This is a genomic window from Pseudomonas parasichuanensis (assembly GCF_021601385.1).
Taxonomy (GTDB): Bacteria; Pseudomonadota; Gammaproteobacteria; order Pseudomonadales; family Pseudomonadaceae; genus Aquipseudomonas; species Aquipseudomonas parasichuanensis.
On the sequence record NZ_BQHO01000011.1, the window covers coordinates 30113 to 52235 of the forward strand.

Consider the following 22123-nt stretch of genomic DNA (forward strand, 5'->3'; position numbering starts at 1 on the left):
CGTACTACAACCACTGTCTTAATTGGCTGCTTATCATTGCCGCTTCACTCAAAGGAGATGCAGCTATGACGCAGAAAGCCCTGGTCAAATACGGCAGCGACGTATCCGCCGGCACTTACTCGTGCGCAGATTGCGGCCACAAATACTCCAACCAGAGCAAGACCTCGCTACCGCCTTGTCCTCACTTCAAGCCCGCCACCCACCCACTGCGTGGCTGGAAGATCTTGAGTGGCCAAGGCGACGCGGCGCAGGACCCTTACCCGAACGGCCGTTGAGTGTTCGGATAAAAAAAGGCGACCCCAGGGTCGCCTTTTCTATGCACGTGCCCCGCGTCAGATGCCGTACTGGGCGCGGTAGGCTTCAACCGCAGGCAAGTGCTGCTTGAGCTGCGGATCGTCCGCCAGGAACTCCAGCACCTGGGTCAGCGAAACGATGCTGACCACCGGAATACCAAAGTCGCGCTCGACTTCCTGGATCGCCGACAGCTCGCCGTTGCCGCGCTCTTCGCGGTTCAGCGCGATCAGCACGCCAGCGGCCTTGGCCTGCTGGGCATTGATGATCTGCATCACTTCGCGGATGGCGGTGCCGGCGGTGATCACGTCGTCAATGATCAGTACTTTACCGGCCAGCGGGGCGCCAACCAGGCTGCCACCTTCGCCGTGGTCCTTGGCTTCCTTGCGGTTGAAGCACCACGGCACGTCGAGCTGATGGTGCTCGGCCAATTGCACCGCCGTGGCCGCCGCCAGGGGGATACCCTTGTACGCCGGGCCGAACAGCACGTCGAACGGGATCTTGCTGTCGACGATGGCCGCCGCGTAGCAACGCCCCAGCTGCGCCAGGGCCGACGCTGTATTGAACAGGCCGGCATTGAAGAAGTACGGGCTGGTACGCCCCGATTTCAGGGTGAATTCACCGAAGCGCAGAACGCCGCGATCGATGGCAAAACGGATGAAGTCGCGCTGATACGGCTGCATAAAAGGTCCCGGACACCACGGATTTAGCTAAATGTGTTGAGCTCGGGTATCATACACGCACGAGATTTTTGGGGCCATTTATGCGGATCATCAGTGTGAACGTGAATGGCATTCAGGCTGCGGCCGAGCGTGGATTGCTCAGCTGGCTGCAAGCCCAGAATGCCGACGTCATCTGTCTTCAGGATACCCGCGCCTCGGCCTTTGAACTCGACGACCCAGCTTTCCAGCTCGATGGCTATTTCCTTTACGCCTGCGACGCGGAGGTGCCCACCCAAGGTGGCGTGGCACTGTACTCGCGCATGCAGCCCAAGGCAGTCATCACCGGCCTGGGCTTCGAGACAGTTGACCGTTACGGGCGTTACCTGCAGGCAGATTTCGACAAGGTGAGTATTGCCACGCTGCTCCTGCCCTCGGGCATGAACGGCGACGAAGACTTGAACCAGAAGTTCAAGTTGATGGATGACTTCGCCAAGTACCTGGACAAACAGCGCCGCAAGCGTCGCGAATACATCTATTGCGGCTCGTTCTACGTGGCGCAGCAGAAGCTCGACATCAAGAACTGGCGTGACAGCCAGCAGTCGGTCGGCTTCCTGCCGCCAGAGCGCGCCTGGATGGACGCGATCACCGGCGAAATGGGCTATGTCGACGCGCTGCGCGAAGTCAGCCGTGAAGGCGACCAGTACAGCTGGTGGCCGGACAACGAGCAAGCCGAGATGCTCAACCTGGGTTACCGCTTCGATTACCAGATCCTCACCCCAGGCCTGCGCCGCTTCGTGCGCAATGCGCGCCTGCCGCGCCAGCCACGCTTCTCCCGGCACGCGCCGCTGATCGTGGACTACGACTGGACGCTGACGATCTAAGCCACGCCAGACACAAAAAAGCCGACGTTGAAGTCGGCTTTTTTGTGTTCGTCAGCGCGATCAGTCGGCCAGTGCAGCGTTCTGCAGCTCGAAGATCTCGCCCATGCCTTTTTGCGCCAGCGCCAGCATGGCGTTGAAGTCTTCCGGCTGGAACGGTGCACCTTCAGCGGTACCCTGCACTTCGATGAAGCCACCGGCGCTGGTCATGACCACGTTGAGGTCGGTCTCGGCGGCGGAGTCTTCCAGGTAGTCGAGGTCGAGCACCGCTTCGCCCTGGTACATGCCCACCGATACGGCGGCGATCATGTGCTTGAGCGGGTTGCCGCCCTTCAGGCCGCCACGCTTCTTGATCACGCCCAGGGCATCGCACAGGGCGACCATGGCACCGGTGATCGACGCGGTACGGGTACCGCCGTCGGCCTGGATCACGTCGCAGTCGACGTACAGGGTGATATCGCCGAGCTTGCTCATGTCCAGCGCGGCGCGCAGGGAGCGGCCGATCAGGCGCTGGATTTCCAGGGTACGACCGCCCTGCTTGCCACGGCTGGCCTCGCGCTGGTTCCGCTCGCCAGTGGAGCGCGGCAGCATGCCGTACTCGGCGGTCAGCCAGCCTTGGCCCTGGCCCTTGAGGAAGCGGGGAACACCATTTTCGACGCTGACCGTGCAGATGACCTTGGTGTCACCGAACTCGACCAGTACCGACCCCTCGGCGTGCTTGGTGTAGTTGCGGGTAATGCGGATCGAGCGGAGCTGATCGGCGGCGCGACCACTTGGACGTTTCATCTGGGATACCTGTACCGGGACTTTAAATCTGCCGAGCATTATAGAGCCCGTCGCCCCACGAAGACATGCCTATCGTCGCACCCGGCGCAGCCTGTCGCCTTTTCCGACCGCGGTTGCAGGGCAGCGGTAGCATGGCCGGATTGGGCGCCCGGGCCGCACTGCGCTACAATCCTGCGCCTTGTAGCCGTAAGGCTCCCCCGCTCACCCGATTACGCGAGGTACTCCCCATGGTGCACAGCATGACCGCCTTTGCCCGCGCCGAACGCGCCGGCAGCCAGGGCACCCTGGTCTGGGAGCTGCGCTCGGTCAACCATCGCTATCTCGAACCCCATCTGCGCCTGCCCGAGGCCCTGCGCGACCTCGAGGGCGCAGTGCGCGAAGGCCTGCGCCAGGGGCTGTCACGGGGCAAGGTCGAATGCACCCTGCGCCTGAACGAAGACAGCACCGGCAAGCCGCTGCAGGTAGACCGTGAACGCGCCGCGCAACTGGTCGCCGCCGCCGAGACCGTCGCCAGCCTGATCAAACAACCGGCGCCGCTCAACCCGCTGGAGGTACTGGCCTGGCCAGGCGTGCTGGTGGCCGATGCGAGCGACCCCCAGGCCCTCAACGCCGAAGCCATCGCCCTGTTCGACGAGGCGCTGGCCGAGCTCAAGGCCGGACGCCTGCGTGAAGGCGCCGAACTGGCCCGGCTGATCAACGAGCGCCTGGACAGCATGGCCAGCGAAGTGGCCACCCTGCGCACCCAGGTACCGCAGATGCTGGCCGTGCAACGGCAGAAGATCCTCGACCGCTTCGGCGACATGAAGGCCGAACTCGACCCGCAGCGCCTGGAGCAGGAGATGGTGCTGCTGGCTCAGAAAAGCGACGTCGCCGAAGAGCTCGACCGCCTCAGCACCCACGTCACCGAAGTGCGCCGGGTGCTCAAGTCTGGCGGTGCCGCCGGCCGGCGCCTGGACTTCCTGATGCAGGAACTCAACCGCGAAGCCAACACCCTGGGCTCCAAGGCCTTTGACCCACGCAGCACGCAGGCGGCGGTCAACCTGAAGGTGTTGATCGAACAGATGCGTGAACAAGTACAGAACATCGAGTAAGGCCACCCCGACCATGAACCACAGCAGCGGCACCCTCTACATCGTTTCGGCACCGTCCGGCGCCGGCAAGACCAGCCTGGTCACCGAGCTGATCAAGCAGGACCCACGCGTGCGCGTGTCGGTCTCGCACACCACCCGTGCCATGCGCCCAGGCGAGGCCCACGGGGTGAACTACCACTTCGTCATCCACGAGGAGTTCAAGACACTGATCGCCCAGGGTGACTTCCTCGAGCACGCCGAGGTGTTCGGCAACTTCTACGGCACTTCGCGCAGCGCCCTGCAGGAAACCCTCGACCAGGGCTTCGACCTGATCCTCGAAATCGACTGGCAGGGTGCCCAGCAAGTACGCAAGCTGATGCCCGAGGCGCGCTCGATCTTCATCCTGCCACCCAGCCAGGACGCCCTGCGCCAGCGCCTGGACGGCCGCGGCCAGGACAGCGAAGAGATCATTGCCGGGCGTATGAAGGAAGCGGTCAGCGAGATGGAGCACTACGACGAATACGAGTACGTCATCATCAATGACGACTTCGACGTGGCGCTGGATGACCTCAAAGCGGTGTTCCGCTCGAATCGGTTGCTGCTCAAGAAACAACAACAGCGCCATGAGGCGCTGCTGAAGCAACTGGTCGGCTGAAGACCGCCGGGGCCTCTGCGAGGCCCTATCGCGGCACAAGGCCGCTCCTACAGGGGTTTGCGATCCCCTGTAGGAGCGGCCTTGTGCCGCGAAAGGGGCGCAAAGCGCCCCCAAGCTTTATTCCTGCAACTGGATAGTGGCCTGCTGACGCAGGGTAGCCCCCAGGAAATAGGCCGGCGCCCGCAGGCGCGAGAGCAGCATCAGCACGATGCCCAGCGCCGAGATGATCGCCGCAATCACGAACACCAGCCCCAACCCGCCGACATGCGAACCGCTGCCGAAGTCCGGCGAAGCACTGTCGACCGCGGTACGCGCGAAAATCACCGACAAGATCACCCCACCCAGCAGCGGGCACACACCCCGCATGAAGAAGTGGCGCAGGCTGGTGAACAGGCTGTGGCGGAAGTACCACACGCAGGCGAACGCGGTCAGCGAGTAGTAGAAGCAGATCATCATGCCCAGCGCAGTGATGGTGTCGGCCAGCACGTTCTCGCTCAGGGTGCGCATGGTCACGTAGAACAAGGCTGCGGCGACACCGGCACAGATGGTGGCATAACGCGGGGTCTGCGAACGCGGGCAGACGCTGGCAAAGCGCTGCGGCACGGCGCCGTAGTAACCCATGGCAAGCAGCGTGCGCGCCGGCGAAACGAAGGTCGACTGCAGCGAGGCGGCAGTACTGGCCAGCACGGCGATGGACATCAGGATCGCCAGCGGGCCCATCACCGGGCCGGCCAGGTGGGCGAACACGTTCTCCTGGATACGCGGGTTACCCAAGCCCAGGCCGGTGTCGCTGATCCCGGCGAATTGCAGGGTAGCGATGGCGGTGAGCAGGTACAGCATCAGGATCAGCAGTACGGTCCAGGTGGCAGCCTTGCCCGGCACCTCGTCACTGCCGACGGATTCTTCGCTGACGGTCAGGCACACGTCCCAACCCCAGAAAATGAAGATCGACAACGACAAGCCGGCGGCAAATGCCGAGAACGACTCGACACCGAACGGGTTGAACCAGGCCAGGTCGAAGGCCAGCGGCGGCGGTGCCGTGGACTCGCTGAAGGCGGCGAAGGCGAAGCCGATCAGCACCATCAGCTGCAGGGCCACCAAGCCATACTGCACGGTCATGGTCGTGGCCATGCCGCGACAACAGATCCACACCGCCAGGGCGATGAACACGCAACAGGTGGTGACGTTGATCAGCAGGTTGTCTGCCAGGGCCGCCAGCTCCTGGGTACCCGTGATCTGGGCCAGGAACAGGTAGAAGAAGTCGACGGCCACGCCCGCCAGGTTGGACAGCACGATGGTGGTGGCGACCACCAGCCCCCAGCCGCCGATCCAGCCGATCATCGGGCCGAACGCCCGCGCCGACCAGGTGAAGGAGGTGCCGCTGTCCGGCTCAGCCGAGTTCAGCTCGCGGTAGCCCAGGGCCACCAGCAGCATCGGCAGGAAGCCGACGATGAACACCGCCGGCAGGTGGGCGCCGACTTCGCGCACGGTCGGGCCGAGGGCGCCGGTCAGGGTGTAGACCGGGGCGATGGTGGAGATGCCCAGCACCACACTGGCCAAAAGGCCCAGGCGGCCCTTGGCCAGGCCCTTGCTGGCGCCTTGGGTGTTGTTGCCCGAGTCGGCTGCCACATCAGGTGGGCGGCCGGCTTCTGTGTAATTGCTCATGAGTATTTGCCGTAACTATTGGAATTGTTCTCACAGGCCCGCCGTAGAGGGCCCGCTTTCACTCATTGAAAGCGTGCGATGGGGGCACGGTCATCCTCGACCTTCGGCTAACGCCCGAATGTTTTCGAGCGCACACCCTCCCGTGCAGCGTGGGCAATGCAGGCCTCGCGGAACGCCTCGAACAGGCGCAGTGAGACCGGGTTTTCGGCATAACGCCATTCCGGGTGCCACTGCACACCGAGCACCAGGCCCGGTGCATCCGGCATCGACACCGCTTCGATCAGGCCATCCGAGGCCCGTGCCTCGACACGCAGGCCAGGGGCCAAACGGTCGATGCCCTGGCTGTGCAGCGAGTTGACCTCGAACTGCGCCGCCAGGCCCAGGCGCTCGAACAACCCGCCCGGTGCAACACCGACGGGGTGACGAGGGCCGTATTGCACCTCCAGGGGTGCGTCCTCAGGTTCACGGTGGTCCAGGTAGCCGGGCAGGTCCTGCACCCGCTGGTGCAAGGTGCCGCCCAAGGCCACGTTAAGTTCCTGGAAACCACGACAAATGCAGAACACCGGCACCCCGGCGGCAATCGCCGCCTGCAGCAACGGCAAGGTCAGGCGGTCACGCGCCAGATCGTGCCGGGTGCCTGCCGCGCTGGGCGCGCCATTGTAATGATGCGGCTCGATATTGGAAGGCGAGCCGGTAAACAGAATGCCGTCGAGTTGCGCCAGCAGCGCCTGCGTGTCGCTGCCGCCATCACGGGCCGGCAGGATCAGCGGCAGGCCGGCAAAGGCCGCGGCCTCGACATATTTGTCGCCCACCGTGTGCGACGAGTTCTTCCCCACCTGCTGGCGGCAGGCGCTGATACCGATCAAGGGGACCGCAATTGCGCTCATGGGCTTACACCGTGTGCAGGTACCAGTTGTACTCAAGGTCCGAGATCGACACTTCGAACTCGGCCAGCTCGCTCTCTTTGCAGGCCACGAAGATATCGATGTAGTCCGGGCTGATGTATTGGTTGAGCACTTCGCTGTCATCCAGCGCGCGCAGGGCATCGCGCAGGTTGTTCGGCAGGCTCTGCTCCAGCTGCTCGTAGGAGTTGCCTTCGATCGGCGCGCCCGGCTCGACCTTGTTGGTCAGGCCATGGTGAATACCGGACAGGATCGCGGCGAGCATCAGGTACGGGTTGGCATCGGCGCCGGCCACGCGGTGCTCGATACGCACGTTGTCACGGTTGTCGTTCGGCACACGCACCGCCACCGTGCGGTTGTCCACCCCCCAGCTCGGCGCATTGGGCACGTAGAACTGGGCACCGAAACGGCGGTACGAGTTGATGTTCGGGCAAAGGAAGGCCATCGACGCCGGCATGGTCTCCAGCACACCACCGACCGCATGGCGCAGGGTGTCGCTTTCGAGCGGGTCGTCGCTGGCGAAGATGTTCTTGCCGGTCTTCTTGTCCAGCAGCGAGATGTGCACGTGCAGGCCGTTGCCCGCCTGGCCCGGGTAGGGCTTGGCCATGAAGGTGGTGTCCATTTCATGGTCGTAGGCAACGTTCTTGATCAACCGCTTGAGCAGGATCGCGTAGTCGCAGGCCTTCATCGGGTCGGCGACGTGGTGCAGGTTCACCTCGAACTGCGCCGGGGCGCTTTCCTTGACGATGGCGTCGGCAGGCAGGCCCTGTTCCTTGGCGGCTTCGAGCATGTCCTGCAGGCAGTCGGCGTACTCGTCGAGGTCGTCGATCAGGTACACCTGGGTCGATTGCGGGCGCTTGCCCGAGATCGGCGAACGCGGCGGCTGCGGGCGGCCGTTGAGGTTGTCCTGGTCGATCAGGTAGAACTCCAGCTCGAACGCGGCGCAGATATCCAGGCCCAGGTCGTCGAACTTGCTCACCACCTGACGCAGCACCTCGCGCGGGTCGGCGAAGAACGGCGCACCGTCCAGCTCGTGCATGGTCATCAGCAGCTGGGCGGTAGGGCGCTTCTGCCATGGCTCGTCCGACAACGTGCCGGGGATCGGGAAGCAGATGCGGTCGGCATCGCCGATGTCCAGGCCAAGGCCGGTGCTTTCGACGGTCGAACCGTTGATGTCGAGGGCGAACAGCGAGGCCGGCAGGTTGATGCCTTTCTCGTACACCTTGTGCAGGCTGGCGCGCTCGATGCGCTTGCCGCGCACCACGCCGTTCATGTCGGAGATCAGCAGGTCGACGTACTGGGTGTCCGGATGGGCTTCCAGGAATTCATTCATCTCGCGGGAAGAACTGGCGCACGGGGAGACCGACGTCATGGCTGTACATCCTTTGATTCGGGGCGGCGATGTGGGGATACGGCTGACGCCTGCTAAGGCGACGATGGAATTACTGTTGTTCTTTTCACTGGCCCATCGTTGGGGGCTGGTTGCCGACCGGGTGCATTGATTCCTGGCGGCGGTTTCACTATAAAATGGCTCCAGCGCAACTAGACATTGGCAATTCGGCAAGCAGAGCGTGCACCAATGCAATATCAGATCAACCATGCGGACCTGTCACTGGTCCTGGCCCTGGAACGCGGCCGCTCCCTGGCAAAGGCTGCCGAACTGCTGAAAGTCGATGTGTCGACGGTGTTCCGCTCGATTCGCCGGCTGGAATCGGCGCTGGGCACCGCGCTGTTCGTCAAAAGCCGCAAGGGCTACCTGCCCACCGACACCGCCCAGGCCCTGGCCGAGCAGGCCGAGCGCGCCGAACAGGCGCTGGATGCCGCGCGCATCGCCCTGACCAGCGGCGAACAGGTGGTCAGCGGCACGGTACGCCTGACCTGCACCGAGGCGGTACTGCACAGCTTGCTGCTGCCGGCGCTGGCCGAGTTCATGCCGAACTACCCGGCGCTGTCGCTGGAAATGGGCACCTCCAACACCTTCGCCAACCTCAGCCGACGCGACGCCGACATCGCCTTGCGCCTGACCAACACGCCGCCGGAGCATCTGGTCGGGCGCTGCCTGGGCTCGACCAGCTACGTCATCTGCGGCCGCCCGGAGCTGCGCGAGCGCCTCGACTCCTCGCCCACCAGCGTGCCGTGGATCGCCCCGGACGACTCCATGCAGGACCACGCCACCGTGGTCTGGCGCAACCAGCAATACCCGGGGCTGAGCCCGCGCTACCAGTGCAGCGGCATGTCGACCATTGCCCAGCTGGTGAGCACCGGCCTGGGCGTGGCGGCGCTGCCCGACTACATGGTTCACGCCCTGCCCGGCGTCGATGCGCTGAGCGGCCCGCTGCCCGGCTGCGACACCCAACTGTGGCTGCTGACCCGCCCGGACTGCCGCGCCTTGCGCTCGGTGCAGACGCTGTTCGAAGAGCTGACCCCACGGCTGCGCGACGCGATGCTGTGAGGCTGTTGTATTTGCGGGGTGGCTGAAGTTATTGTCAGCCTCAAGTTTGGCGCTGTCTGTTCCGGTGCTTTCGCGGGCAAGCCCGCTCCCACAGGGCGCTCAACAACGAGCTTGCGTGGGGGCGGGCTTGCCTCGCAATGGGTTGCCAGACAAAACAGTCCTTCCCTATTGGCTGGTGATTTTTTAAACTATCGAGTCCGCCTGCCCATTCATGGGCGCACGCCTACCGCATTTGCTACTGAGGAAGACCATGGCCCGCGTAACTGTTGAAGACTGCCTGGAACACGTGGATAACCGCTTCGAGCTGGTCATGCTCTCGACCAAGCGCGCCCGCCAGCTGGCTACCGGCGGCAAGGAGCCACGCGTAGCGTGGGAAAACGACAAGCCAACCGTCGTCGCCCTGCGTGAAATCGCCGAAGGCATCGTCACCAACGAATTCATCGCCGCCGAAGAAATCGTCACCGAGGATCCGGTATTCGCCGCGTTCGAGGACGAGAACAACGAGGCCGTCTGATTGATGCCCAGTCGACACCGTGCGGCGCAAGGCCCTCTTCTTTCGCAAGAGGTGAAACCATGCCGGGTATAGAAGCCCTTGCCGAACGGCTGTCGACGTATCTAGGCCCCGAACAGGTCAACCTGGTTCGCCGGGCCTATTTCTATGCCGAACAAGCCCACGACGGCCAGCGCCGCCGCAGCGGCGAACCCTATGTGACGCACCCGCTGGCGGTCGCCAGCATCCTCGCCGACATGCACATGGACCATCAGAGCCTGATGGCGGCCATGCTGCACGACGTGATCGAGGACACCGGCATCGCCAAGGAAGCCTTGAGCCAGCAATTCGGCGAAACCGTCGCCGAGCTGGTCGACGGGGTCAGCAAGCTGACCCAGATGAACTTCGAGACCAAGGCCGAAGCGCAAGCGGAAAACTTCCAGAAAATGGCCATGGCCATGGCCCGCGACATTCGCGTGATCCTGGTCAAGCTGGCCGACCGCCTGCACAACATGCGCACCCTTGAAGTGCTGTCCGGCGAAAAACGCCGGCGCATCGCCAAGGAAACCCTCGAGATCTACGCCCCCATCGCCAACCGCTTAGGGATGCACACCGTGCGCGTGGAGTTCGAGGACCTGGGCTTCAAGGCCATGCACCCGATGCGCTCCTCGCTGATCCACCGCGCCGTGAAAAGCGCCCGTGGCAACCGCAAGGAGATCGTCGCCAAGATCGAAACCTCGCTGGCCAACTGCCTGGCCGCCGACGGTATCGAGGGCGAAGTCAGCGGGCGACAGAAACACCTCTATGGCATCTACAAGAAGATGCGTGGCAAACGCCGCGCCTTCACCGAAATCATGGACGTGTACGCCTTCCGCATCGTCGTCGACAAGGTCGACACCTGCTACCGCGTGCTGGGCGCCGTGCACAACCTGTACAAGCCGCTGCCGGGGCGCTTCAAGGATTACATCGCGATCCCCAAGGCCAACGGCTACCAGTCGCTGCACACCACCCTGTTCGGCATGCACGGCGTGCCCATCGAAATCCAGATCCGCACCCGCGAAATGGAAGAGATGGCCAACAACGGCATCGCCGCGCACTGGCTGTACAAATCCAACGAGGAAGAGCAGCCCAAGGGCAGCCACGCCCGTGCCCGCCAATGGGTCAAGGGTATCCTCGAACTGCAGCAACGCGCCGGCAACTCGCTGGAGTTCATCGAGAGCGTGAAGATCGACCTGTTCCCGGACGAGGTCTACGTCTTTACCCCCAAAGGCCGGATCATGGAGCTGCCCAAAGGCTCCACCGCCGTCGATTTTGCCTACGCGGTGCACACCGACGTCGGCAACAGCTGCATCGCCTGCCGCATCAACCGCCGCCTGGCGCCGCTGTCCGAACCGCTGCAAAGCGGCTCGACCGTGGAGATTGTCAGCGCGCCGGGCGCCCGCCCGAACCCGGCCTGGCTCAACTTCGTGGTCACCGGCAAGGCCCGCACGCATATCCGTCATGCCCTCAAGCAGCAGCGCCGCTCCGAATCCATCAGCCTTGGCGAGCGCCTGCTGAACAAGGTGCTGACCGGCTTCGACAGCAGCCTGGAGAAGATCCCCCAGGAGCGCATCCAGGCGATTCTCGCCGAGTACCGCCTGGAACTGATCGAAGACCTGCTCGAAGACATCGGCCTGGGCAACCGCATGGCCTATGTGGTCGCCCGCCGCCTGCTGTCCGCCGACGGCGAAGAGCTGCCGGCACCGGAAGGCCCGCTGACCATCCGCGGCACCGAAGGCCTGGTGCTCAGCTACGCCAAGTGCTGCACGCCGATCCCGGGCGACCCTATCGTCGGCCACCTGTCGGCGGGCAAGGGCATGGTCGTGCACCTGGAAGACTGCCGTAACATCAGTGAAATCCGCCATAACCCAGAGAAGTGCCTGCAGCTTTCCTGGGCCAAGGATGTCGCTGGCGAATTCAATGTCGAGCTGCGCGTCGAGCTGGAGCACCAGCGCGGCCTGATCGCCCTGTTGGCCAGCAGCGTCAACGCCGCCGACGGCAACATCGAAAAAATCAGCATGGACGAACGCGACGGCCGTATCAGCGTGGTCCAACTGGTGGTCAGCGTGCGCGACCGCGTGCACCTGGCCCGCGTGATCAAGAAGCTGCGCACCTTGACCGGGGTGGTCCGCATCACCCGGACGCGTGCGTAGTCCGCCAACCGCAAGGAGTCATCATGAGCAAGACTGTCATCACCAGCGACAAGGCCCCTGCCGCCATCGGTACTTACTCGCAGGCGATCAAGGCCGGCAACACTGTCTACATGTCGGGCCAGATCCCGCTCGACCCGAAAACCATGGAACTGGTTGAAGGCTTCGAAGCCCAGACCGTCCAGGTGTTCGAAAACCTGAAATCGGTTGCCGAGGCCGCTGGCGGTTCGTTCAAGGACATCGTCAAGCTGAACATCTTCCTCACCGACCTGAGCCACTTCGCCAAGGTCAACGAGGTCATGGGCCGTTACTTCGAACAGCCCTACCCTGCCCGCGCCGCCATCGGCGTGGCTGCGCTGCCAAAAGGCGCCCAGGTTGAAATGGACGCCATTCTGGTCCTCGAGTAATACCCCGGGTGACGGGTACCACGCCCGTCACCACCCCTCCTGCCCCAAGGTTCCTCCCATGCGCCATGCATTGCCTCTGGCATTGGCAGCCCTGCTCCTGGGCGGCTGCGCCAGCCACAAACCCGAAGATTTCAACGGCACCTGGATCAACCAGGACGCCATCGACGCCGTCGTCAAAAGCGGCCGCGTGAGCGAATCGCTGAACAAGAATGGCATCGAGCTCGAATGGAAACTGGACGTTGCCAGCCAGAAAGCCAGCTTCAGCAATGGTTTCGAAGCCGTGGACGGCCGCCTCGCCGCCAACGAGAACAACTGGCAGGTCAGCTTTGAAGGTGGCCAGACCGAACAACTGAAACTGGATGGCGACGAGCTTCAGGTCATCAACCCAGCAGGTGCAGAGCAGCACTTCGTGCGCAGCGAGTCGGCAAGCAACACCCCGCTGGGTGGCAGCTTCGAGAAGGCGCTGTACAAAGCCTTCCTCGGCGGTGACTGGAAGATCGTCGAGGGCCAGGGCCAAGGCACTACCGTGCGCTTCAGTGACACCGGCAATGTCACCGGGCTGCCTGGGGTTGACCGCTTCGCCGTCTGCCTGGCGGGCGACTGCGCGACCATGGGCGGTGGCAACGACAGCATGTGGCTGGAACGCAACCAGCGCGGCGCGCCGTGGATCTTCAAGCGTGACGGTGACACCCTGGAAATCTTCCGGGCGGTGAACCGTGCTCAGCCGGACGAGATGCCCGAGCTGGCTGCCGGCGCCCGGCAGTGGGTGCTGGAGCAGGACTGAAAGGCCTGCTCGCCTTGAAACAGCGCCGTCTTGCTCAAAGCTGTAAAGCCCGCGCCCCTGTGGGAGCGGGCTTGCCCGCGAACACGGGCGAAGCCCGTGCCATCCAACGCGGTACCGGCTTCGCGGCCAAGGCATACAAGCGCCAAGCCTGATGCCTCAGCTATTCCCCGCAAGAATCGCTGCATACCCTTCCTTGTAACTCGGGTACGCCGGCACCCACCCCAACGCCTTGGCCCGCGCATTGCTGCAGCGCTTGCTGCCGGTACGCCGCACCCGCTGGTCATCCGACCACTCGGTAACGCCCATGTACCCACGCAGCCAGGCCACCACATCGGCCAGCGGCGCCGGGTCGTCATCGACACCGATGTAGCAGTCGTCCAGCGCCACACCGCGGGCATCGGCCTGCAGCAGGTACGCCAGCAGGCTCGCGGCATCCTCGGCATGGATCCGGTTGCCATACAGCGGTGGCTCCTCTGCCACGCGATAGCCCTGGCGCACCTGGCTCAGCAGCCACTCGCGCCCTGGGCCGTAGATACCCGTCAGGCGCACCACACTGGCGGGGATGCCGCTGTGCAGCGCGAGCTGCTCGGCTTCGAGCATCACCTTGCCGGAATAGCCCTCGGGCTCGGTGCTGGCGGTCTCGTCGATCCACTCGCCATCCTTCTGCGCGAATACGCTGCTGCTGGACACGAACAGCAGCCGGCGAGGTGGCTTGCCGCCGCGCTGCAGCCAGGCCAGTACATGCCGCAACCCCTCGACGTAGGCGGCCTGATAACCGGCTTCGTCATGCTGGCTGGCCGCCACGCAATACACCAGATAGTCCGGGTTGCGCCCCGGCCAGTCCTCTGGCATGCGCTGGTCGGACAGGTCGGCGGCGATCCGCTGCACCCCTTTGGGCAAGTGCTGGACCGAGCGCCGCAGGCCGCTGACCTGCCAGCCGAGGGCCAGCAATTGGCGGGCCAGACGACTGCCAACATCACCACAACCTACGATCAAAGCAGATACGCCTGACATGCCAATACTCCTTTTCCTAAAGGAGCAGGCTATAGGGTTCTGGCGATAAACGGCTATACCAAGGTCAAAAAAAGCAATCTCATTACTTTTGTTAACAAGAATTAATTGCAATAATGGCCGCCTTGTCTGTTCTCGGCCTGTTTCGAGGCCCTGGAGAACTCAATCTTTTCCTCTTCATCAGGTCCGGCCAGCATGACACGCATTCAACCTTCCGCTTCGCCAACCACGTCGCGCGCCTGGCGCGCCATTGCCGCGCTGATGTTCAGCCTGGTACTGACCCCCGTGGCCATGGCCGATGAGCCAACCGCTGCCGCCGCCGCTACCCCGGCCGCCGCCACCGCTCCGGCTGCGCCGGCCGCTGAAGGCCAGGCGCCGGTCGACGCCACCGCGCCGGTTGATGCCCAGGCTCCAGTGGACGAGAACGTGCAGCCGCTGGTCGAAGACACCTCGCTGGGCATGGCCCATGACCTGTCCCCATGGGGCATGTACAAAAATGCCGACGTGGTGGTGAAGGCCGTGATGATCGGCCTGGCCATTGCCTCGATCATCACCTGGACCATCTGGATCGCCAAAGGCTTCGAGCTGATGGGCGCCAAGCGTCGCCTGCGTGGCGAAATCGCGGCCCTCAAGCGCTCGGTGAGCCTGAAGGAAGCCAGCGAAGTCTCCAACAAGGAAGGTACCCTGGCCCACACCCTGGTACACGACGCCCTCGAAGAGATGCGCCTGTCGGCCAACGCCCGCGAGAAAGAAGGCATCAAGGAGCGCGTCAGCTTCCGCCTCGAGCGCCTGGTGGCCGCCAGCGGTCGCACCATGAGCAGCGGCACCGGCGTACTGGCCACCATCGGTTCCACCGCGCCGTTCGTCGGCCTGTTCGGTACCGTGTGGGGCATCATGAACAGCTTCATCGGCATCGCCAAGACGCAAACCACCAACCTCGCCGTGGTTGCCCCGGGCATCGCCGAAGCCCTGCTGGCTACCGCCCTGGGCCTGGTCGCAGCGATCCCGGCGGTGGTCATCTACAACGTCTTCGCCCGCTCCATTGCCGGCTACAAGGCACAGGTATCCGACGCTTCCGCTCAGGTATTGCTGCTGGTCAGCCGTGACCTGGACCACCAGGGCAGCGAGCGCGCCGCCCCGCACATGGTGAAAGTGGGGTAAGCCATGGGCCTGCATCTGAACGAAGGTGGCGACGACCTCGCCGAAAACCACGAAATCAACGTCACGCCGTTCATCGACGTGATGCTGGTGCTGCTGATCATCTTCATGGTCGCCGCCCCCCTGGCCACGGTCGACATCAAGGTCGACCTGCCCGCCTCGACCGCCAAGCCGGCGCCAAGGCCGGAGAAGCCGGTGTTCGTCAGCGTCAAGGCCGACAAGAAGCTGTACCTCGGCGATGACCTGGTGGCGCAACAGGACCAGCTTGGCCCGATGCTCGATGCCAAGACCAAGGGCGACAAGGAAACCACCATTTTCTTCCAGGCTGACAAAGGCGTCGATTACGGCGACCTGATGGAAGTGATGAACACCATGCGCGCCGCCGGCTACCTCAAGGTCGGCCTGGTCGGGCTCGAGACGGCAGCCAAGAAATGACGAAAACGCGCTCAAACATGGCGCGCTACGGCACCAGCCTGGCCATCGTGCTGGGCGTGCATGTGGTCGCCGTGGTGCTGACGCTCAACTGGTCGGTGCCCCAGGCCATCGAGCTGCCGCCGGCAGCCATGATGGTCGAGCTGGCACCGCTGCCCGAGCCCGCACCGCCGCCACCGCCGAAGGCCGCACCGAAGCCGCCAACCCCGGTCGAGGAACCGCCGCTGCCGAAACTGGCAGAAGCGCCTAAACCGAAAATCGCCATCCCCAAGCCGCCCAAGCCCAAGGCCAAGCCACAGCCGCCCAAGCCTGAGAAAAAGCCTGAGCCGCCGAAGGATGAACCACCGGCCAAGGACGACGTCGCGGATACGCCACCGAGCAATTCGCCACCGCAGAAGTCGGCGGCACCGCAACCGAGCATCGCCTCCAACAGCAATGCCCTGCCGAGCTGGCAGAGCGACCTGTTGCGCCACCTGGCGAAGTACAAGAAGTACCCCGAGGACGCTCGCCGTCGCGGCTTGCAGGGCATCAACCGCCTGCGCTTCGTGGTCGACGCCGAAGGCAAGGTGGTCTCGTACTCGATGGCAGGTGGGTCGGGCAGCGCAGCGCTGGACCGAGCCACGATGGAAATGATCCGCCGGGCCGGCACGGTACCCAAGCCACCGGCTGAGTTGCTGACCAATGGCACGATCGAAGTCGTTGCACCGTTCGTCTACTCGCTGGACCGACGCTGACGCTTTTGTTTCTGTCACAAAACGGCAAGTCTGATAACGTGCGTCTATCAATTGCAGCCGCTATGCTGGGGCCGCAACTTCATGGACGCACGTTATGACCCTCACCGAACTTCGCTACATCGTCACCCTCGCCCAGGAGCAGCACTTCGGCCACGCCGCCGAGCGTTGCCACGTCAGCCAGCCCACCCTGTCGGTCGGGGTGAAGAAGCTCGAGGACGAGCTCGGCGTGCTGATCTTCGAACGCAGCAAGAGCGCGGTGCGCCTCACGCCGGTCGGCGAGAGCATCGTCGCCCAGGCCCAGAAGGTACTGGAGCAGGCCCAGGGTATCCGCGAACTGGCCCAGGCCGGCAAGAACCAGCTCACCGCCCCGCTCAAGGTTGGCGCCATCTATACCGTCGGCCCGTACCTGTTCCCGCACCTGATCCCGCAGCTGCACCGCGTGGCGCCGCAGATGCCGCTGTACATCGAAGAGAACTTCACCCATGTGCTGCGCGAGAAGCTGCGCAACGGCGAGCTGGATGCAGTGATCATCGCCCTGCCGTTCAACGAAGCCGACGTGCTGACCATGCCGCTGTACGACGAGCCCTTCTGCGCGCTGATGCCGGCCGACCACCCCTGGACCGCGAAACAGACCATCGACACCGCCATGCTCAACGACAAGAGCCTGCTGCTGCTGGGTGAAGGCCACTGCTTCCGCGACCAGGTGCTGGAAGCCTGCCCCACCCTCAACAAGGGCGGCGAAGGCGCAAAGCACACCACGGTCGAGTCCAGCTCGCTGGAAACCATCCGCCACATGGTCGCCTCCGGCCTGGGCGTATCGATCCTTCCGCTGTCGGCGGTGCACAGCCACCATTACGCGCCCGGTGTCATCGAGGTTCGCCCGCTGACCTCGCCGGCACCGTTCCGCACCGTGGCCATCGCCTGGCGCGCCAGCTTCCCACGGCCCAAAGCCATCGAGATTCTCGCCGACTCGGTACGCCTCTGCTCGGTGGCCAAGGCGCCCGTGGCACAACCGGCCTGACCCCATGACCGAGCTGTCGAATGTGCCGGTCACCACGCTCAAGGGCGTTGGTGATGCCATGGCGGAGAAACTCGCCAAGGTTGGCCTGGAGAACCTGCAGGACCTGCTGTTCCACCTGCCCCTGCGCTACCAGGACCGCACCCGCGTGGTGCCCATCGGCCAGCTGCGCCCAGGGCAGGACGCGGTGATCGAAGGCGTGGTCAGCGGCGCCGACGTGACCATGGGCAAGCGCCGCAGCCTGGTCGTGCGCCTGGGCGACGGCACCGGTGTGCTGAGCCTGCGCTTCTATCACTTCAGCAATGCGCAGAAAGAAGGCCTCAAGCGCGGTACCCACGTACGTTGCTATGGCGAGGCCCGCCCCGGCGCCTCGGGGCTGGAGATCTACCACCCCGAGTACCGTGCGCTGAACGGCGACGAGCCCGCAGCGCCGGTGGAACAGACCCTCACGCCGATCTACCCGACCACCGAAGGCCTCACCCAGCAGCGCCTGCGCCTGCTGTGCCAGCAGAGCCTCGGTCAGCTCGGGCCGCGCAGCCTGCCGGACTGGCTGCCCGACGAACTGGCCCGCGACTACCAGTTGGCTCCCCTGAGCGACGCCATCCGCTACCTGCACAACCCACCGGCCGACGCCGATGTGGATGAGCTCGCCGAAGGCCAGCATTGGGCACAGCACCGCCTGGCCTTCGAAGAGCTGCTGACCCACCAGCTGTCCCAGCAGCGCCTGCGCGAAAGCCTGCGCAGCCTGCGCGCACCAGTGCTGCCCAAGGCCACGCGCCTGCCTGCGCAGTACCTGGCCAACCTGGGCTTCAGCCCTACCGGTGCCCAGCAGCGGGTCGGCAACGAAATCGCCTACGACCTCAGCCAGCCCGAACCGATGATGCGCCTGGTACAAGGCGACGTTGGTGCCGGCAAGACCGTGGTTGCCGCGCTGGCCGCGCTGCAGGCGCTGGAGGCCGGTTATCAAGTCGCGCTGATGGCGCCGACCGAGATCCTCGCCGAACAGCATTTCATCACCTTCAAGCGCTGGCTCGAGCCGCTGGGCATCGAAGTCGCCTGGCTGGCCGGCAAGCTCAAGGGCAAGGCCCGCGCCAGTGCCCTGGAGCAGATCGCCAGCGGTGCGCCGATGGTGGTCGGTACCCATGCGTTGTTCCAGGAGGAGGTGCGCTTCAAGCACCTGGCCCTGGCGATCATCGACGAACAGCACCGCTTCGGCGTGCAGCAACGCCTGGCCCTGCGCAAGAAGGGCGTCAACGGCGAGCTGTGCCCTCATCAGCTGATCATGACCGCCACGCCGATCCCCCGCACCCTGGCCATGAGTGCCTACGCCGACCTGGATACCTCGATCCTCGACGAACTGCCGCCCGGGCGAACCCCGGTCAATACCGTGCTGGTGGCTGACAGCCGCCGCTTCGAGGTGGTCGAGCGGGTTCGCGCCGCCTGCGCCGAAGGGCGCCAGGCCTACTGGGTATGCACGCTGATCGAAGAGTCCGAAGAATTGACCTGCCAGGCGGCCGAAAGCACTTTCGAAGACCTCGGCAGCGCCTTGGGCGAATTGCGCGTGGGCCTGATCCACGGGCGCATGAAACCGGCGGAAAAGGCTGCAGTCATGGCCGAATTCAAGGCGGGCAACCTGCAGTTGCTGGTGGCCACCACGGTCATCGAAGTCGGCGTGGACGTACCCAACGCCAGCCTGATGATCATCGAGAACCCCGAGCGCCTGGGCCTGGCCCAGCTGCACCAGTTGCGCGGCAGGGTTGGCCGGGGCAGTGCCGTGAGCCACTGCGTGCTGCTGTACCACCCACCACTGTCGCAGATCGGCCGCGAGCGCCTGGGCATCATGCGCGAGACCAACGACGGCTTCATCATCGCCGAAAAGGACCTGGAGCTGCGTGGCCCCGGCGAGATGCTAGGGACCCGCCAGACCGGCCTGCTACAGTTCAAGGTCGCCGACCTGATGCGCGACGCCGACCTGCTGCCGGCCGTGCGCGATGCCGCCCAGGCCCTGCTGGTTCGCTGGCCCCACCACGTCAGCCCGCTGCTCGACCGCTGGCTGCGCCATGGCCAGCAATATGGCCAGGTGTGACGGTCGTCCCATTATGGATCCAGCTTGTCGGCCAGGCTGGTTATACTTCGCGTTCAAAGGAATTAGTGGATACAGACCATGACTGAAGTTGCTCTAGATATCGCAACCCCGCACGCACCGTCTGTCATCCGGCTGTTGCTCGAAAAGCTCGGCGTGGCCTATGCCGAGGTGCCAGAGCACTCCGACCTGCCCGCCGCATCACGGGTGCAAGCGGTTCTGCTCGATGACGAACTCGGCGCCCTGCTGGTGCTGTACCCACAGAGCAAGCTGTTGGACCTCAACCGCCTCGAAGAACTGACCGGCCGCAAACTCAAGGCCGTGCCGTTGCCGCGCCTCAAGCAGATGCTCGACAAGCACCACCTCAAGGCCCTGCCGGCCATTCCGGCACTGACCAGTTCGCCTTGCCTGTATGAAGGCAAGTTGCTCGAGCAGGACCAGTTGCTGATCCAGTCGGGCGAGACCGGCATCTTGCTGTCGATCAAGCGCGACGACTTCAAGCGCATGCTGCACAAGTCCAGTGCCGGCAGCTTTGGCCAGCCGGTCCGCGAAATTCGCCCCAACCTCGACCGCCCGGATGACGACTCCAAGGAAATCACCCAGGCCGTCCAGGCCTTCACCGCACGACGGATCCAGAAGCGCCTGGAAGAAACCATCGAGATCCCGCCACTGGCCGATACCGCGCAAAAAATCATCAAGCTGCGGGTCGACCCCAATGCCAGCACCGACGACGTCACCGGCGTGGTGGAAACCGACCCCGCCCTGGCCGCCCAGGTGGTCAGCTGGGCCGCATCGCCCTACTACGCCTCACCGGGCAAGATCCGCTCGGTGGAAGACGCAATCGTGCGGGTGCTGGGCTTCGACCTGGTGATCAACCTGGCCCTCGGCCTGGCCCTGGGCAAGACCCTGAGCCTGCCCAAGGACCATCCGCAACAGGCCACGCCCTACTGGCAACAGTCGATCTACACGGCCGCGGTCATCGAAGGCCTGACCCGTGCCATGCCCCGCGCCGAGCGCCCGGAAGCCGGCCTGACCTACCTTGCCGGCCTGCTGCACAATTTCGGGTATCTGCTGCTTGCCCACGTGTTCCCGCCGCACTTCTCGCTGATCTGCCGCCACCTGGAGGTCAACCCGCACCTGTGCCACAGCTATGTGGAACAGCACCTGCTGGGGATCAGCCGCGAGCAGATCGGCGCCTGGCTGATGAAGCTGTGGGACATGCCGGAAGAGCTGTCCACCGCCCTGCGCTTCCAGCACGATCCGTCGTATGACGGCGAGCACTCGGCCTTCCCCAACCTGGTCTGCCTGTCGGTGCGCCTGCTGCGTTCGCGGGGTATCGGTTCGGGCCCGCAAGACGAAATCCCGGATGCCCTGCTCGATCGCCTGGGGCTGACCCGGGACAAGGCCGAGGAAGTGGTGAACAAGGTGCTGGAGGCAGAAGCCTTGCTGCGTGAGCTGGCTTCCCAGTTCCACGCGCCGCATTGATTTAGCCGGTCTCTATCCTGTGGGAGCGGGTTTACCCGCGAATGCGCTGGTAAATCCACAACCGTATTCGCGGGTAAACCCGCTCCCACAGGTGCATTGTTCCGTGTTGTATATCAGCCCTTCTTCTTTGGCTTCAGGTACTTCATCAAGCCCTGGAACCAGATCACCAGCGCCGGGTTGCCCTTGATCTGGATGCTCTTGTCCTGAATGCCCTGCATGAACGCCAGCTGCTTGTTGCCCGCCTGCAGGGTGGCGAAGCCGTAGCCGGCATCCTTGAACGCAATGGCGAACGCCGGTTGCGGGTGCAGGCCGCCCTTGCTGCTGATGCGCTGATCCTTGACCACGAAATGGCGGGCGACCTTGCCGTCCAGCGTCTGCATCTGGAACACCAGGTCCTTGTCCTGCAGTTGCTGCTGGAACGCCGGGTTGTTGCGGCTGGCCTTGGCCATCAGCAGCCCCATGGCCCAGAGAAGAAAGCGAAACTTCATCAACGCGCCTCGATTGAAAAATGACTGAGTCGCGCAGTTTATCCGCTTCCTAGGCTGTTTATGCAAGTTCGCTGCATTTTCACCGCAGAAACACAACGGGCGCCTCAAGGGCGCCCGTTCGAATGACCGTTGTCGTTGCCGATCACTTCTTCTTGGCAGGCTTGGCCGGTACGTTGACGCTGTCGCGCAGGTTCTTGCCTGGCTTGAAGGCGACGGTGTTGCTGGCCTTGATCTTGACCGGCTCGCCGGTTTGCGGGTTCTTGCCGGTGCGGGCGCCACGGTGACGTTTCTCGAAGGTGCCGAAACCGACCAGGGTGACGGTGTCCTTGTCGAGTGCGCCGGTGATGCTGTCGAGAATCGCGTTCAAGACCTGGTTGGCCTTTTCCTTGGTCAGATCGGCCTTATCGGCGATGACGGCGGCGAGTTCTGGTTTACGCATAGTGAAGCCTCTTTGACGGAATTTCTTGTTGTTATGCCGTGCTG

At 64.1% G+C, this 22123-nt stretch carries 23 protein-coding genes; 15 read left to right on the top strand and 8 right to left on the bottom strand.

Features of this window, described 5'->3' with window-relative positions; all coding sequences use genetic code 11:
• Positions 1 to 65 precede the first annotated feature (65 nt).
• Positions 66 to 275: a hypothetical protein gene (locus L6D77_RS11215; protein ID WP_232883426.1), complete on the top strand. Its 210-nt coding sequence runs from the start codon at positions 66 to 68 to the stop codon at positions 273 to 275.
• A 57-nt stretch (positions 276 to 332) separates the two neighbouring features.
• On the opposite strand, the gene pyrE is transcribed toward L6D77_RS11215, so the two are convergent.
• On the bottom strand, positions 333 to 974 hold the full coding sequence (gene pyrE / locus L6D77_RS11220; RefSeq protein ID WP_232883427.1) for an orotate phosphoribosyltransferase: 642 nt from the start codon (positions 972 to 974) through the stop codon (positions 333 to 335).
• Between the two features lie 80 nt (positions 975 to 1054).
• Between pyrE and L6D77_RS11225 the strand changes: the two genes are divergently transcribed.
• Positions 1055 to 1834 (top strand): exodeoxyribonuclease III, encoded by a 780-nt coding sequence (locus L6D77_RS11225; protein WP_110991998.1) that lies wholly within the window; start codon positions 1055 to 1057, stop codon positions 1832 to 1834.
• Positions 1835 to 1894: 60 nt separating this feature from the next.
• On the opposite strand, the gene rph is transcribed toward L6D77_RS11225, so the two are convergent.
• A complete protein-coding gene (gene rph, locus L6D77_RS11230; RefSeq protein ID WP_232883428.1) occupies positions 1895 to 2617 on the bottom strand; it encodes a ribonuclease PH in 723 nt (240 codons plus the stop codon).
• A gap of 227 nt (positions 2618 to 2844) precedes the next feature.
• Between rph and L6D77_RS11235 the strand changes: the two genes are divergently transcribed.
• Positions 2845 to 3708 (top strand): YicC/YloC family endoribonuclease, encoded by an 864-nt coding sequence (locus tag L6D77_RS11235; RefSeq protein WP_232883429.1) that lies wholly within the window; start codon positions 2845 to 2847, stop codon positions 3706 to 3708.
• A gap of 13 nt (positions 3709 to 3721) precedes the next feature.
• Positions 3722 to 4342 carry a guanylate kinase gene (gene gmk / locus L6D77_RS11240; protein ID WP_232883430.1) on the top strand — a complete coding sequence of 207 codons (621 nt, stop codon included), beginning with the start codon at positions 3722 to 3724 and terminating at the stop codon, positions 4340 to 4342.
• 117 nt (positions 4343 to 4459) lie between these two features.
• Here gmk and L6D77_RS11245 read toward each other — a convergent pair whose 3' ends face one another.
• The 3 genes from L6D77_RS11245 to L6D77_RS11255 all read right to left on the bottom strand — a co-directional run bounded on the left by L6D77_RS11245 (position 4460) and on the right by L6D77_RS11255 (position 8281).
• Complete coding sequence (locus tag L6D77_RS11245; protein ID WP_232883431.1) at positions 4460 to 6007, bottom strand: APC family permease; 1548 nt, start codon at positions 6005 to 6007, stop codon at positions 4460 to 4462.
• A gap of 107 nt (positions 6008 to 6114) precedes the next feature.
• Positions 6115 to 6894, bottom strand: coding sequence for a gamma-glutamyl-gamma-aminobutyrate hydrolase family protein (locus tag L6D77_RS11250; protein ID WP_232883432.1), 780 nt, complete (start codon positions 6892 to 6894; stop codon positions 6115 to 6117).
• A gap of 4 nt (positions 6895 to 6898) precedes the next feature.
• Positions 6899 to 8281, bottom strand: a complete 1383-nt coding sequence (locus tag L6D77_RS11255; RefSeq protein ID WP_153786744.1) for a glutamine synthetase family protein — start codon at positions 8279 to 8281, stop codon at positions 6899 to 6901.
• Between the two features lie 207 nt (positions 8282 to 8488).
• Here L6D77_RS11255 and L6D77_RS11260 point away from each other — a divergent pair, with 207 nt between their 5' ends.
• The 5 genes from L6D77_RS11260 to L6D77_RS11280 all read left to right on the top strand — a co-directional run bounded on the left by L6D77_RS11260 (position 8489) and on the right by L6D77_RS11280 (position 13231).
• On the top strand, positions 8489 to 9361 hold the full coding sequence (locus L6D77_RS11260) for a LysR family transcriptional regulator (RefSeq protein WP_110991991.1): 873 nt from the start codon (positions 8489 to 8491) through the stop codon (positions 9359 to 9361).
• 250 nt (positions 9362 to 9611) lie between these two features.
• The gene (rpoZ, locus tag L6D77_RS11265) at positions 9612 to 9875 is read left to right on the top strand and encodes a DNA-directed RNA polymerase subunit omega (RefSeq protein ID WP_003253383.1); all 264 of its coding nucleotides are present in this window, start codon (positions 9612 to 9614) and stop codon (positions 9873 to 9875) included.
• A 59-nt stretch (positions 9876 to 9934) separates the two neighbouring features.
• A complete protein-coding gene (spoT, locus tag L6D77_RS11270) occupies positions 9935 to 12043 on the top strand; it encodes a bifunctional GTP diphosphokinase/guanosine-3',5'-bis pyrophosphate 3'-pyrophosphohydrolase (RefSeq protein WP_110991990.1) in 2109 nt (702 codons plus the stop codon).
• A gap of 23 nt (positions 12044 to 12066) precedes the next feature.
• Positions 12067 to 12447 carry a RidA family protein gene (locus tag L6D77_RS11275; RefSeq protein WP_110991989.1) on the top strand — a complete coding sequence of 127 codons (381 nt, stop codon included), beginning with the start codon at positions 12067 to 12069 and terminating at the stop codon, positions 12445 to 12447.
• A 58-nt stretch (positions 12448 to 12505) separates the two neighbouring features.
• The gene (locus tag L6D77_RS11280; RefSeq protein ID WP_232883433.1) at positions 12506 to 13231 is read left to right on the top strand and encodes a hypothetical protein; all 726 of its coding nucleotides are present in this window, start codon (positions 12506 to 12508) and stop codon (positions 13229 to 13231) included.
• A 156-nt stretch (positions 13232 to 13387) separates the two neighbouring features.
• On the opposite strand, the gene L6D77_RS11285 is transcribed toward L6D77_RS11280, so the two are convergent.
• Complete coding sequence (locus L6D77_RS11285; protein WP_232883434.1) at positions 13388 to 14245, bottom strand: NAD-dependent epimerase/dehydratase family protein; 858 nt, start codon at positions 14243 to 14245, stop codon at positions 13388 to 13390.
• 192 nt (positions 14246 to 14437) lie between these two features.
• Here L6D77_RS11285 and exbB point away from each other — a divergent pair, with 192 nt between their 5' ends.
• The 6 genes from exbB (at position 14438) to L6D77_RS11315 (ending at position 21152) form a co-directional block, all read left to right on the top strand.
• Entirely contained in the window at positions 14438 to 15403 is a 966-nt protein-coding gene (gene exbB, locus L6D77_RS11290; RefSeq protein ID WP_232883435.1) for a tonB-system energizer ExbB, read from the top strand.
• A gap of 3 nt (positions 15404 to 15406) precedes the next feature.
• Positions 15407 to 15835: a TonB system transport protein ExbD gene (exbD, locus tag L6D77_RS11295; RefSeq protein ID WP_232883436.1), complete on the top strand. Its 429-nt coding sequence runs from the start codon at positions 15407 to 15409 to the stop codon at positions 15833 to 15835.
• The gene (locus L6D77_RS11300; RefSeq protein ID WP_232883437.1) at positions 15832 to 16566 is read left to right on the top strand and encodes an energy transducer TonB; all 735 of its coding nucleotides are present in this window, start codon (positions 15832 to 15834) and stop codon (positions 16564 to 16566) included. Before exbD ends, L6D77_RS11300 begins: the two co-directional genes overlap by 4 nt.
• 94 nt (positions 16567 to 16660) lie before the next feature.
• Positions 16661 to 17587: a hydrogen peroxide-inducible genes activator gene (locus tag L6D77_RS11305; protein WP_232883438.1), complete on the top strand. Its 927-nt coding sequence runs from the start codon at positions 16661 to 16663 to the stop codon at positions 17585 to 17587.
• 4 nt (positions 17588 to 17591) lie between these two features.
• Complete coding sequence (gene recG, locus L6D77_RS11310) at positions 17592 to 19670, top strand: ATP-dependent DNA helicase RecG (RefSeq protein WP_232883439.1); 2079 nt, start codon at positions 17592 to 17594, stop codon at positions 19668 to 19670.
• A gap of 78 nt (positions 19671 to 19748) precedes the next feature.
• A complete protein-coding gene (locus tag L6D77_RS11315) occupies positions 19749 to 21152 on the top strand; it encodes an aminoacyl-tRNA deacylase and HDOD domain-containing protein (protein ID WP_232883440.1) in 1404 nt (467 codons plus the stop codon).
• 113 nt (positions 21153 to 21265) lie between these two features.
• Here L6D77_RS11315 and L6D77_RS11320 read toward each other — a convergent pair whose 3' ends face one another.
• Both L6D77_RS11320 and L6D77_RS11325 read right to left on the bottom strand, forming a co-directional pair.
• Positions 21266 to 21640, bottom strand: coding sequence for a helicase (locus L6D77_RS11320; RefSeq protein WP_125466073.1), 375 nt, complete (start codon positions 21638 to 21640; stop codon positions 21266 to 21268).
• Positions 21641 to 21782: 142 nt separating this feature from the next.
• Positions 21783 to 22079 carry an HU family DNA-binding protein gene (locus tag L6D77_RS11325; RefSeq protein WP_110991978.1) on the bottom strand — a complete coding sequence of 99 codons (297 nt, stop codon included), beginning with the start codon at positions 22077 to 22079 and terminating at the stop codon, positions 21783 to 21785.
• Positions 22080 to 22123 lie beyond the last annotated feature (44 nt).

What these genes read in the sequence shown, in the direction of transcription:
- rpoZ (WP_003253383.1), top strand. Translation starts at nt 9,612, where the DNA reads ATGGCCCGCGTAACTGTTGAAGACTGCCTGGAACACGTGGATAACCGC.
- L6D77_RS11300 (WP_232883437.1), top strand. Translation starts at nt 15,832, where the DNA reads ATGACGAAAACGCGCTCAAACATGGCGCGCTACGGCACCAGCCTGGCC.
- L6D77_RS11225 (WP_110991998.1), top strand. Translation starts at nt 1,055, where the DNA reads ATGCGGATCATCAGTGTGAACGTGAATGGCATTCAGGCTGCGGCCGAG.
- L6D77_RS11235 (WP_232883429.1), top strand. Translation starts at nt 2,845, where the DNA reads ATGGTGCACAGCATGACCGCCTTTGCCCGCGCCGAACGCGCCGGCAGC.
- L6D77_RS11215 (WP_232883426.1), top strand. Translation starts at nt 66, where the DNA reads ATGACGCAGAAAGCCCTGGTCAAATACGGCAGCGACGTATCCGCCGGC.
- L6D77_RS11305 (WP_232883438.1), top strand. Translation starts at nt 16,661, where the DNA reads ATGACCCTCACCGAACTTCGCTACATCGTCACCCTCGCCCAGGAGCAG.
- L6D77_RS11250 (WP_232883432.1), bottom strand. Translation starts at nt 6,894, where the DNA reads ATGAGCGCAATTGCGGTCCCCTTGATCGGTATCAGCGCCTGCCGCCAG.
- L6D77_RS11280 (WP_232883433.1), top strand. Translation starts at nt 12,506, where the DNA reads ATGCGCCATGCATTGCCTCTGGCATTGGCAGCCCTGCTCCTGGGCGGC.
- L6D77_RS11320 (WP_125466073.1), bottom strand. Translation starts at nt 21,640, where the DNA reads ATGAAGTTTCGCTTTCTTCTCTGGGCCATGGGGCTGCTGATGGCCAAG.
- gmk (WP_232883430.1), top strand. Translation starts at nt 3,722, where the DNA reads ATGAACCACAGCAGCGGCACCCTCTACATCGTTTCGGCACCGTCCGGC.
- L6D77_RS11315 (WP_232883440.1), top strand. Translation starts at nt 19,749, where the DNA reads ATGACTGAAGTTGCTCTAGATATCGCAACCCCGCACGCACCGTCTGTC.
- spoT (WP_110991990.1), top strand. Translation starts at nt 9,935, where the DNA reads ATGCCGGGTATAGAAGCCCTTGCCGAACGGCTGTCGACGTATCTAGGC.
- L6D77_RS11260 (WP_110991991.1), top strand. Translation starts at nt 8,489, where the DNA reads ATGCAATATCAGATCAACCATGCGGACCTGTCACTGGTCCTGGCCCTG.
- L6D77_RS11285 (WP_232883434.1), bottom strand. Translation starts at nt 14,245, where the DNA reads ATGTCAGGCGTATCTGCTTTGATCGTAGGTTGTGGTGATGTTGGCAGT.
- L6D77_RS11245 (WP_232883431.1), bottom strand. Translation starts at nt 6,007, where the DNA reads ATGAGCAATTACACAGAAGCCGGCCGCCCACCTGATGTGGCAGCCGAC.
- L6D77_RS11255 (WP_153786744.1), bottom strand. Translation starts at nt 8,281, where the DNA reads ATGACGTCGGTCTCCCCGTGCGCCAGTTCTTCCCGCGAGATGAATGAA.
- recG (WP_232883439.1), top strand. Translation starts at nt 17,592, where the DNA reads ATGACCGAGCTGTCGAATGTGCCGGTCACCACGCTCAAGGGCGTTGGT.
- rph (WP_232883428.1), bottom strand. Translation starts at nt 2,617, where the DNA reads ATGAAACGTCCAAGTGGTCGCGCCGCCGATCAGCTCCGCTCGATCCGC.
- pyrE (WP_232883427.1), bottom strand. Translation starts at nt 974, where the DNA reads ATGCAGCCGTATCAGCGCGACTTCATCCGTTTTGCCATCGATCGCGGC.
- L6D77_RS11325 (WP_110991978.1), bottom strand. Translation starts at nt 22,079, where the DNA reads ATGCGTAAACCAGAACTCGCCGCCGTCATCGCCGATAAGGCCGATCTG.
- exbD (WP_232883436.1), top strand. Translation starts at nt 15,407, where the DNA reads ATGGGCCTGCATCTGAACGAAGGTGGCGACGACCTCGCCGAAAACCAC.
- L6D77_RS11275 (WP_110991989.1), top strand. Translation starts at nt 12,067, where the DNA reads ATGAGCAAGACTGTCATCACCAGCGACAAGGCCCCTGCCGCCATCGGT.
- exbB (WP_232883435.1), top strand. Translation starts at nt 14,438, where the DNA reads ATGACACGCATTCAACCTTCCGCTTCGCCAACCACGTCGCGCGCCTGG.